General features: G+C 57.7%; 10 protein-coding genes. 8 read left to right on the top strand and 2 right to left on the bottom strand.

Annotated features, from left to right (window positions below; genetic code table 11):
* Positions 1 to 867: 867 nt before the first annotated feature.
* From GOB83_RS05640 to spt, 3 genes are all read left to right on the top strand, one after another.
* Positions 868 to 2,634: a fatty acyl-AMP ligase gene (locus GOB83_RS05640; RefSeq protein WP_165925458.1), complete on the top strand. Its 1,767-nt coding sequence runs from the start codon at positions 868 to 870 to the stop codon at positions 2,632 to 2,634.
* Positions 2,635 to 2,758: 124 nt separating this feature from the next.
* Positions 2,759 to 3,010 (top strand): acyl carrier protein, encoded by a 252-nt coding sequence (locus GOB83_RS05635; RefSeq protein ID WP_025826198.1) that lies wholly within the window; start codon positions 2,759 to 2,761, stop codon positions 3,008 to 3,010.
* Between the two features lie 6 nt (positions 3,011 to 3,016).
* A complete protein-coding gene (gene spt / locus GOB83_RS05630; RefSeq protein WP_086645405.1) occupies positions 3,017 to 4,231 on the top strand; it encodes a serine palmitoyltransferase in 1,215 nt (404 codons plus the stop codon).
* A gap of 2 nt (positions 4,232 to 4,233) precedes the next feature.
* On the opposite strand, the gene GOB83_RS05625 is transcribed toward spt, so the two are convergent.
* Complete coding sequence (locus GOB83_RS05625) at positions 4,234 to 5,205, bottom strand: hypothetical protein (RefSeq protein WP_373321591.1); 972 nt, start codon at positions 5,203 to 5,205, stop codon at positions 4,234 to 4,236.
* Between the two features lie 12 nt (positions 5,206 to 5,217).
* Positions 5,218 to 6,198 carry a diacylglycerol/lipid kinase family protein gene (locus GOB83_RS05620; protein WP_165925457.1) on the bottom strand — a complete coding sequence of 327 codons (981 nt, stop codon included), beginning with the start codon at positions 6,196 to 6,198 and terminating at the stop codon, positions 5,218 to 5,220.
* A 131-nt stretch (positions 6,199 to 6,329) separates the two neighbouring features.
* Between GOB83_RS05620 and GOB83_RS05615 the strand changes: the two genes are divergently transcribed.
* The 5 genes from GOB83_RS05615 to GOB83_RS05595 are packed head-to-tail and all read left to right on the top strand — an operon-like array spanning position 6,330 to position 11,108.
* Positions 6,330 to 7,238: a metallophosphoesterase family protein gene (locus GOB83_RS05615; protein ID WP_242005736.1), complete on the top strand. Its 909-nt coding sequence runs from the start codon at positions 6,330 to 6,332 to the stop codon at positions 7,236 to 7,238.
* Positions 7,235 to 8,431 carry an LptF/LptG family permease gene (locus tag GOB83_RS05610; RefSeq protein ID WP_086645408.1) on the top strand — a complete coding sequence of 399 codons (1,197 nt, stop codon included), beginning with the start codon at positions 7,235 to 7,237 and terminating at the stop codon, positions 8,429 to 8,431. Before GOB83_RS05615 ends, GOB83_RS05610 begins: the two co-directional genes overlap by 4 nt.
* A 12-nt stretch (positions 8,432 to 8,443) precedes the next feature.
* Positions 8,444 to 9,544, top strand: a complete 1,101-nt coding sequence (locus tag GOB83_RS05605; protein ID WP_165925455.1) for an LptF/LptG family permease — start codon at positions 8,444 to 8,446, stop codon at positions 9,542 to 9,544.
* On the top strand, positions 9,541 to 10,323 hold the full coding sequence (locus GOB83_RS05600; RefSeq protein ID WP_165925454.1) for a sterol desaturase family protein: 783 nt from the start codon (positions 9,541 to 9,543) through the stop codon (positions 10,321 to 10,323). The genes GOB83_RS05605 and GOB83_RS05600 overlap by 4 nt, the downstream gene beginning before the upstream one ends.
* Positions 10,320 to 11,108: a nucleotidyltransferase family protein gene (locus GOB83_RS05595; RefSeq protein ID WP_165925453.1), complete on the top strand. Its 789-nt coding sequence runs from the start codon at positions 10,320 to 10,322 to the stop codon at positions 11,106 to 11,108. The genes GOB83_RS05600 and GOB83_RS05595 overlap by 4 nt, the downstream gene beginning before the upstream one ends.
* Positions 11,109 to 11,146: the final 38 nt, after the last annotated feature.

The following is an 11,146-nucleotide window of genomic DNA, read 5'->3' as shown; positions in this document are numbered from 1 at the left end:
TCTTGTCAAAGACCAAAAGAGCCAAAAACCTTAGCAGAAACTTCCGAAACCGCCAAGGTCATCTCGTCTCGGTGAAGCAGCTTCTATACCCCCAGACACTAACCCGTCAACACTAGAAAACAAAAAAAATGACATTTTTCTTTCAGGGGCACTTTTGCCCATCCCCCTGAAGCAAAACGACGTATGCTTGCCAGCTCATGTTCGGCCCCTGCATTCGTCAGCAAACCAAGACACACTGCGCGACGAAGCAAATAGCCCAAACAGGAATCGCAAACAGGCTGCTTAACTGACTAAAACCAGACCGCTCCCGCCCCGGCAAACCAACACAATTTGTTACTTTACGTTTCCATCGCCCAGCATGAATAGAAGCCAAAGCTTTTCAGCAGCCTCAGCATAATTGCCCCGGCCTAAAACACCTAGAAAAGCCGCCCATATCCGGACAATGCTGCCATAGTAACGCCCTAGCGGTCCTTATGGTTCCTGGCGTTTCTGGCCTCGAGGCTCCTTATTTTGGCAACTCCCCGTGGATCAAGCAAAAGAGCACGCCCCAACGCGTTCTGCCTTATGGCGCGTTTTGCAACGCACTGAATTTACTGCGGAATATGTCTTTGAGGTCGCCACATAGCGTGAATGTCGTCATGCTCTATATAGTGCCATAGGTTCGCCCTGCTCCTTCAAGGCAAACTCCCGCCATAATGAGTGGTGAATGTGCCTGCAGCGGGGAGCAATCGGCTTTCCCGCTCTCATGATACTTTCATAAATCCACAAAAAGACTATATACGCCTGACGTTCGACCTTTCTGGGGGACGGACTTACTGCGCCGGTTGGCGCCGCCGCAATTTTTGATTTTCTTCGAATGGCCAACTGATGAACCTTATGAACCCAGCCTCTGCACCCACCACGGAAGCAACACTCCAGCCGCTTCCCTCCGCGTCTGGACAACTGCGCCGTTACGGTGATTTTGCGACTTTTCCAGATGCGCTGGATTACGCCGCACAAGGCACGGCCGGGTTTAATATCTATTCGGGCAAAGGTGTGCTGCTTGAAGCCCTGCCCTACAGCGTGCTGCGGACACAGGCTATTGAAACCGCAAAGCGCCTGCTTGGTATGGGGCTACAGGCCGGTGACCGCGTAGCGATTGTTGCGGAAAGCGATGGCGACTTCGCCCGCATCTTTTTTGGCTGCCAGTATGCTGGCCTTGTTGCAGCGCCCCTCCCCCTGCCCGTCGCGTTTGGTGGTAAGGATGCTTACCTGACCACCCTGCGTGGTATGATCACCAGTGCGCAGGCCAGCGCGGTCGTTATTCCGGCCATTATCGAAGGCTGGACGGATGACATTGTAGAAGGTCTTGGTCTGGTTTTTGCTGGCTCCCCCAGCGAACTGATGGCCCGCCCCGTGCCGGATATGGAATTGGGCACGGTGGACCCCGATGCGCTTTCCTACCTTCAGTTCTCTTCTGGCAGCACCCGTTTCCCCATGGGGGTTTGTGTCTCCCAGCGTTCGGGTATGGCCAATGTGGCTGCCATTGCGCATGACGGGCTGCAGGTCCGCGAAACCGGAGATCGCTGCGTTTCGTGGCTGCCGCTTTACCATGACATGGGGCTGGTGGGCTTTTTCCTGACCCCCATGACATGCCAGCTCACTGTTGACCTGCTGCCGACGCGTGAGTTTGCGCGCCGCCCCCATGTCTGGCTTGATCTGATCAGCCGTAACCACGGCACCATCGCCTACAGCCCATCCTTTGGGTACGAGCTGTGCGCCCGCCGCCCTGCCGCTCCCGGACTGGACCTGTCCCGCTGGCGGGTTGCAGGTATTGGTGGCGATATGATCCGCGCCCATATCCTGCAGGAATTTGCCGAGCGCTTTGCCCCTGCCGGGTTCAACGCCAAAGCTTTTGTTGCCAGTTACGGCATGGCCGAAGCAACGCTTGCCATCAGCTTTGTCCCGCTCGACACCGGGATTGAAACAGATACGGTTGACCTGCCCCTGCTGGAAAGCAAAGGAATTGCGCAGGCTCCGGCAAATTCCAGCACACCGTCGCGCACCTTTGTTGTATGCGGCAAAGTGCTGCCCAAGCATGCCATGGAAGTTCGCAACCCCGATGGCGTTGTGCTGAAAGACCGTGAGGTTGGCACCATTTACGTCCGTGGTCCGAGCCTTATGTCCGGCTACTTCCGCATGCCGGAAGAAACCTCGCAGGTGCTGGATCAGGATAAGTGGCTGAACACGGGTGATCTGGGCTACATGCTCAATGGTCAGGTTGTGGTCACAGGACGCGCCAAGGACCTGATTATCATCAACGGCCGCAACATCTGGCCGCAGGATCTGGAATGGTCGGCAGAAACCCACATTCCCACCCTGCGTAGCCGCGACGTGGCTGTTTTTTCCCTTGAAAAAGACAACCATGAAGAAATCGTGGCGCTGATCCAGTGCCGCACCACCAACCCCGAAGCCCGTGAAGCCCTGCGCGCCGAAACGGCGAGCCTGTTCCGCAGGCTGCATGGGGTTGATGTTATGGTTGTGCTGGTTCCCCCTCATACGCTGCCCCAGACCTCTTCTGGCAAGCTGACCCGCGCCAAAGCCCGCACAATGTATGTGAACGGCGCTTTTGCCCAGCAGCCCGAAGTCGCCTGAAGCACGGGAGAAAAGTCGCCTGTGAGTGAGAGGCTAGTCAAATCTGGTTTTTTCTCTCATAAGGCGGCCACAGCGGGCGGAAGCTCGGCTTGATATAAATGCCATAAAGGATGAAGGACCCGACATGAGCGAAACCGTTGAAAGCGTTTCCGCGCTGATCATCCAAAAGCTTCTTGCCAATCCCAAAGTCCCGCGCGACATCGACGGCAACTGCAAGATCATGGAAGATCTGGCATTTGACTCTCTCGCAGTCATGAACTTTGTCATGGAAGTGGAAGATAGTCTGGACGTCTCTGTTCCGCTCGACAAACTGGCGGATATTCGCACGATCAATGATCTGGCCGCCTGCATTGTTGACCTGAAGAACAAAGGGTAAGCGTGGATGACGTCACTGTTTTCCAAATTCGAGGGCCTTGCGGGCGCTCTGGGCTCTGTTGTCGCGGCTGGCGGGCGCAATCCGTTTGCCGTTGTCATTGAAAAGCCGGTTTCCTCCACTGTTGGGATTATAGAGGGGCGTGAAACCCTGCTCTTTGGCACCAACAACTATCTGGGTCTCAGCCAGTCCGAGCGCGCCATCAAGGCCGCGCAGGCAGCAGCAGAAACCTGCGGTGTTGGCACAACCGGCTCCCGCATTGCCAATGGAACACAGTCGCTCCATCGCCACCTGGAACGCAAGATAGCCGACTTTTTCAAACGGCGGGACGCCATGGTGTTCTCCACCGGGTATCAGGCCAACCTTGGCATGATCTCCGCTCTGGCTGGAAAAGACGATTATCTGATTCTGGATGCCGACAGCCATGCCAGTATCTATGATGGCAGCCGCCTGAGTGCAGCGCAGGTTATCCGCTTCCGCCATAACAGCCCGGACGATCTGTACAAGCGCCTCAAGCGGCTGGATGCGCCCAATAGCGCCAAGCTGATTGTTGTGGAGGGCATTTACTCCATGACCGGCAACGTGGCCCCTATGGCCGAGTTTGCCGCCGTCAAGCGTGAAACCGGCGCATACCTTATGGTGGACGAAGCCCACTCCTTTGGGGTGTTGGGCGAGCATGGACGCGGTGCGGCTGAAGCCGAAGGCGTGGAAGCAGATGTTGACTTTATTGTTGGCACTTTTTCCAAAAGTCTGGGCACGGTTGGCGGTTACTGCGTATCTGACCACCCTGAGCTGGAACTCGTGCGCCTGAACTGCCGCCCTTACATGTTTACTGCCTCACTCCCCCCGGAAGTGATTGCAGCAACAGGGGCAGCCCTTGAGGACATGATTGCCCAGCCAGAGCTACGCCGCCAGCTTATGGACAATGCCGCTCAACTGCATGCGGGCTTTACCAAGCTTGGCCTTAACGCCAGCAAGCGGGTCAGCCCGGTTATTGCCGTAACGCTGGAAACGGTTGAGCAGGCCATTCCCATGTGGAACCGACTGCTTGAACTTGGAGTTTACGTCAATCTCAGCCTGCCTCCGGCAACGCCGGATTCACGCCCGCTGCTGCGCTGCTCCGTTATGGCAACGCATACAGCGGCACAGATTGACCAGGCCCTTGCCATTTTTGGTCAGGCTGCCGTGGAATGTGGTGTACCGCTCCAGCCAGAAGCCGCGTAACATTACGCACCCTGCCTAAAGGCCCCTTGCCGCCAGAGCTTCCACAGCACTGGTGGAGCAGCCAGTAGCGGATGTTTTTCCGCAAATGGGCTAAGGGGAATGTTTATTCCGCTATGCCGCCGAACTTTCCACGCGGCGTAGCGGGCACTTCCTTTAAATGTATAAACCGCCTTGATCAGACGCAGGATGTTCAGCGGACGCCCCAACCGCGCCCTGAGCCGCCATTGGCACTGGGCCTTGTTTTTCTGTTCAGCAGTGAGCAAGGGCAAAACCTCCCCCCCCTCAGCTTCAAACGGAATGCCCGCAGCCTGCCAGCACGGGAGGAGACTATGCTCATACCGCTCCAGATTGGCATCAACCAGACTGCTGCTCCGCTGCCCGTTTTCAACACGCAATTCTGCTTTGTAGGTACTGGCATACAGAGCATCCCAGAATGCTCTGTATGGAGCCTTGAGTGGACCAAGAAGGGCCGCCCATTTTGCTGCCGTTACATTGGCGCGCACAATGCAGTGGGTAATGGCCTGCGCAGCCTGTGCGTTGTTACTCCAGACCAGCCTGACAGGCTGGGAGAACCGCGCCCAGACCGTGGTATTCAACGTGGAAAATCCGGTCAGCTCATGCAGTTGTGCCAGGGTAAGAATGGCAATTTTGGCGCGCATGGCACGGCCTGCCACCCTGAGTTCCTGATACTCCACATTGGGTGGCAATACCGCATTGGCCATGCAGGCCAGAGCGGAGCGCGGCCAGTCTGACTGCCGGCTGACAATAATGTAGAAATCGAGCAGCGTGTCTTCATCAATACCAGCACGCAGCCCCGACCCATAAAACAGAACGCCCAGAGGTCTCACATGACCCAGCATCTGCTCCACAAACCGGGTCACTTCCGGAGCGACGGGAAGAGCCAGCTCCTGCGCCAGCATATGTGTGATCTGGCCAACGGCCTGCCTGCGGGTTGTCTGCTCGGTATTAGCCATGTGTGTCAGCCATTACGCATAAAGGAAGGAAACGGGCGGGCCTGCCTGAATGGTAAAATCCGTCTTGTCGCCCGGCTCCAGAATCTCGCCATCCAGCACAAAATTTTCGTTTGTCTGCATCTGAAGGGTTTGCACGGCACCACTCTGGTAAGCAGATGAGCGGCGTAGCCACTCCGGAGCCTTGCCACGCAGCAAGGTCCACACAGCCCGCATGAGAGACGGCGGATATGCCGCCACGTCCAGATAATGCATGCCATTGCACGGCGCACCACCGGCACGCCAGAACGGCCAGACACCATAGGGCAGGGTGTTCAACGCCGTGCAAAGCACCATAAAATGGTTGTTCACGCTACTGGCTTTGCCATCGTATGTCAGCTGGGCTGCGGCCCCTGCCAGCCAACCATCCCGCTGGCGAGGAAGCAAAAGCTGCATAACTGTCATGACAAAAGTCGCTATAACCGCCATGTCGTGCGCATAACGTTTGAGCACCGCAGGCTGGTGGGCAATGCTTATGCCCCTGCCAAAAGCCCCCATACCCCCAAAAAAGCCGAGGACCGCAGCCCCCTCGTACCCCGTGCGCAGCACAACCAGCGGATGGCGCTGCTTGACCTTACGCATGGCCTGCCCGGACCGTAGTTCGGTTTGCAGGCAACGCAACGCCTCCGCTCCGCGTTTGCCGTACCCCACATCCGCCGCAATCAGGTTGGTATTGCCCGATGGAATAACCGCAACAGGTGGCCACTCCTCCGGCGGCCAGCCAGAGGCATGCAGAACGCTCAGCACCTTGCCAACCGTACCATCCCCGCCATCCACCACAATGCAGGAGAGGCTACGCGTACGCAGATCCTCCACAACACCCTGCAATGCGGCGTGTGTATCTGGTGCGTAAAACAGGACATTGGGCAACGCCTGGATACTCTGGAGATAGTCCGGGCCGTTCTTCAGGTTTTTACGGCTGAACGGATTATAAATAAGGGCTAGATGATCGGGCACTCACGTACTCTATAATGCACAAGTTACAGGTCGGTGCTTTTGCCCCGGCTCGGCTCAGTGGTATAAAGAGCCAGAGCGCGCTTGTCACATACTGTACGCTGGCAACGCCCCCGACTGGAGACCTAATTTTCTTGGCCAGCGTTCTTCTTGCCCATTTTTCCGACCCGCACCTGCCTCTGGCGGGCCTACCCACCTGGCGGGAATGGCGTTTTAAACGCGTATTAAGCCTGTTGAGCTGGTTTTACCGCCGCAGGCACCTGCATGCTCCGGCCCCCCTGTTGCAGGTCATGCAGGACATTGAGCAGGCACACCCCACGCTGGTCGCCATTACAGGGGATATGACCAATCTTGGCCTCCTGTCCGAATTCCGTGCGGCGGAACGCTGGTTAAAGGAGCAGAACCTCCCCCCCACGCTGCTTGTGCCGGGCAACCATGAGGCTCTGGTGCGGGAAAAAAATCAGGAAAAACGCGCCCTGTGGGCACCGTGGCTCCATATGGGGGAGAACAGCAAGGCTCCCTCTGTTCTTGTTCAGAACCATGTCGCCCTGATCGGGGTAAATACGGCAGTGCCCTCCCTCCCCTTCATGGCAACAGGCAGAACGGGGGACCAGCAACTGGAACTTTTGGGCAAGACACTCAGAACACTCGGCGAGTCCGGGTTATGCCGCGTTGTGCTGCTCCATCACCCGCCGGTCGCCCATCTGGTCCAGAACCGCAAGGGCCTGACGGACCTGCACATGCTACAGGACATCCTGCGCCGCGAAGGCGCGGAACTGGTGTTGCATGGGCACTCCCACCGTGCCACGGCCTGCACCATTCCGGGCACCTCCATTCCTGTAATTGGCACGACGTCTGCATCCCATATTGCCAGCAGCCCCCAGAAAGCCGCTGGCTGGAACCAAATAACCATTACCGCCCAGCCCACCACATGGGATATTACCGTGCAACGCAGGGCACTTGGTACGGATGGTTTTATGCACGACAGTGAGGCAGGCAGAGTTTACTCACGGCATCGCCATTTACCAAAAACCGCAGTATGACATTTTTCATGCTGAACGCGCCCGCCATCCGCCGCTTTTTCCAGCGGTTCCGGCCCACAACGCTTGATCGTTACCTGATCAATCAGGTTATTCCGCCATTTACCATTGCTCTGGCCGTGGTCATGACGGCGCTTCTGCTTGAGCGTTTGCTGGTTCTGTTTAACCTGCTGGCGGAAGGCAACAACAATCTACGCACGTTTGTTGAGCTGCTGACCACCCTGCTCCCCCATTATCTGGGGCTGGCCATACCGGCCGCTCTTTGCGTGTCGGTTTTTGCCGTCATGCGCCGCATGAGCCAGAATGAGGAAATTGACGCCGCCAACAGCAGCGGCCTCTCCCTTTTGCGAATCACGCGGCCCTATATCCATCTGGGGCTGGTGCTGGGTGTTATTTCCTTCCTGCTTTACGGGTTTATCCAGCCCCATGCACGGTATGACTTCCGGGCCGCGTTCTATTTTGCCAGCCACACCGGCTGGTCCCCGCGCCTGCAACCACGCATGTTTGCCCGCCCCTCCTCCGACCTCACCCTTGTTGCCGAGGACGTAACCCAAAGTGGGTCTGAGCTGAAAAACGTCTTTATTCACGATACGTCAGACCATCAGGAACGGAACATTACCGCCCGCAAGGGCCACATCCGCATCGCCTCGGATGGCAGCACCGTGCAACTGGATCTGGAGGATGGCATCATTGTCTCGGACTCGGGTGACAAACCTCCCAGCCTGACAACATTCCAGCACTCCACCCGCTACCTGACCCATGCCTCCCAGACCACGCCCTTCCGCGAACGTGGGGACGATGAGCGCGAGCTCACATCCCCCGAACTGATCAGCAAGATTGTTCGCCAGGACGGCAGTATCTCGCGGCCGCATATGTGGTCGGAGCTGCACTTCCGCCTTGCCCGCAGCCTGACCATTCCCTTTATTCCGCTCCTTGCAACCGCACTGGCCATGGCCCGCAAGCGCCAGCGCAATAATGCGGGCCTGCCCATTGCCTTTATCCTCATGATCGGTTTCGACCATATCCTGCAGTTCGGGCACAGCATGGTTGCAACCCGGCAGCTCTCTGTACTGGTCATATGGGCACCAGCACTTGTGTTTATCGTTCTGTGCGTGGCGTTGCTCCTTTACCGCTCGGGCACATTCCTCCTCTGGCGTGCCCGCTGGGCACAGCCAGCCAGAACCCGGCAGGCATAAAGAAAACCGCATATGAGCAAGCCTTCACCCAACCCGCGTTATGTTCTGCTGCGCTACCTGTCCGGGGCACTGCTTTTTCGCGTGGTGTTCTGCAGTTGCGTGCTGGTCAGCCTGCTGGAAATTCTGGCACTGCTGGAACAGACAACCCCCATTCTGCAGCGGCATCTGGGTATTCTGGGGATTTTCAATTACGCCTGCATGCGCCTACCCTTCCTGCTGTCTGGCGCGCTCCCGCTCAGCACGCTCATTGGCGCGCTGCTTATGCTGACGCAAATGACCCTTGCCAGCGAAATAGCCATTCTTCGTGCAGCAGGCTTATCCACGCTCGGGTTATACAAATATCTGGTGCCCGCAACGTTACTGATCGGGCTGGCAGGCATTGTGTTAGATGATCAGGTAACCCCCCGCTCCGAGCAGGCTCTGGCCGCATGGTGGAATCGCACCGACCCCACCCCCGAGGATGGGCATTCCTTCTGGTTCCATGAAGGCTCCAGCCTGACCCATATTGGCCACGTGGCCGACGGTGGCAACATACTGGGCACGGTTGACGTGTACATGCGCGATGCCAACCGGATGCTGAACAAAACCCTGCACGCACAAACGGCCCATTACACCGGCGCACACGGCTGGACCCTTTACAACGTGGAAGGGCTGGACGTGGACCTCAGGGACCAGAAGGTGGACCGTCTGAAACATCAGGCCGACATGCCATGGCACACGACTCTGGCGCCGCGGGATTTTATTCGCCTGTCTTCGGGCAATGCGCCGCTGTCCACCGCAACCATTATTGGCATGCTACGCGGGCAGCTTGCCTCGGATTCCAGCCCGGGTTTCCTCCGGGCGGGGCTGATCGAGCGGTTCCTTCGCCCGGCGTCTCTGCTGGTTCTGCTGTTGATCGCAATGCCAGTAATCTATATCCCTCCACGAACGGGGACACGCAGTTGGTTGCCAGTATGGTGTCTGGGCGCTGGGCTGCTGTTTATTGTTGTACAGGGACTGCTGCGGGCTATGGGTAATGCCGGTCTGCTCCCGCCTCCGGTTGCAACAGTTCCCACGTTGATCATCTTTACATTGGGGGCACTGACTGTGCTCCTGAGGAACGAAACACGATGAGCGGAACTCTGAACAACCCCTCCCTCAAGACTGGTCGCAGTTTTGACCTGGGTAAAATGGATCTCCGGCAGCTGTGGATCGCCTATCTGACGTATCCAACCATTCTGCTGTACTTTGCCCTTGCCCTTGCCAGTGCGTTTGTCTCTGCCCATTTTTTTGCAGGCTGGCCAAAAACACTCAGCGCCATACTGGCCGTGGTGTTTGTCTACCCCATAGTGTGGTACATGCTGCACCGCTACGTTCTGCACGGGCACCTGCTTTATAAAAACAAATGGACCGCCGGACTGTGGAAGCGCATCCATTTTGACCACCATCAGGACCCACACCTGCTGGATGTTCTGTTTGGCGCGCCGGTTACAACCCTGCCCACCATTGCCGTAATCACCCTGCCCATTGGCTACCTGATCGGTGGCGTTGCCACGGCAGCCGCGGCTTTGGGCACAGGCATTGCCATTACCTGCATTTACGAGTTTTTCCACTGCATCCAGCACCTGAACTACAAACCCCGTTCAGCATGGATCCAGCGCATGAAAGCCCGCCATGTGCTGCACCACTTCCATGATGAAGATGGTAATTTTGGCATTACCAGCTTTGTGGTGGACCGGGTTCTGGGCTCCTACTACGTGGATGCCAAAGCACGCCCGCGCAGCCCGACCGTGTTCAATTTGGGGTATGATGTTGAACAGGCCTCGCGCTACCCTTGGGTTATGGAACTGACCGGCGCTCCCCCGCGCGACCGGCCCGATGGCGCACGCCCGGACCAGAAACGCGCGGCATGAGCACGGCTCCCGCCATTACCGCTCTGGTGCTTGCCGGAACACGCCCCGGCAAGCCGGACCCCGTTGCGGTTGCAGGTGGTGTCTCGCACAAGGCACTTCTGCCCATTGATGGGGTTCCAATGGTTGTGCGGGTGGTTCACGCCCTGCAGGCCGTGCCCGCCGTTACCCGTATTGTCGTCTGTCTGGAAGACCCGGCTATTCTGGCCGGGATTTTACCAGACGATGTGCAGGTTGTGGCATCCCGCCCCGAAGGGCCAAGTGCCAGCGTGCTGGACAGTCTTGCACATTTTGGCACCCCGCTGCTGGTGACCACAGCAGACAATGCCCTGCTCCAGCCTGAATGGGTGGAGGAACTGCTCCGCACTGCTGCCGATAAAACCGATATTGCCGTTGGCGTTGCCACCCAGAGCAGCATCCAGCAAAGTGTACCCCAGACCAAGCGCACCTATATCCGCCTGACGGACATGGTTTTTTCCGGCTGCAATCTGTTTTACTTCAAAACCTCTGTTTCGGCCCGGGTAGCCGATCTGTGGCGCAGTGTGGAAAAAAACCGCAAACACCCGCTGCGGGTCGCATGGACTCTGGGCTTGGGCGTTCTGCTTCGCGCAGTAACAGGGCGGCTATCCACGCAGGCCCTGTATGCCCGCATTTATGCCCTTACCAGCGCACAGGCCGAGCTGGTTCCCCTATCAGATGGGCGCGCGGCGGTGGATGTGGACAAGGAAGCCGACATCCTTCTCGCCCAGCAACTTGCACCGGTGTTAAAGGCGCAATACGGGCATTAACCCAACCCGGCCGGGTGCTGGAACAGCCCCGGCTCGTA

The sequence above is a fragment of the Acetobacter fabarum genome (assembly GCF_011516925.1).
Taxonomy (GTDB): Bacteria; Pseudomonadota; Alphaproteobacteria; order Acetobacterales; family Acetobacteraceae; genus Acetobacter; species Acetobacter fabarum.
Note: the sequence above shows the minus strand (reverse complement) of the source record. Positions and strands in the feature narration are given on the sequence as shown.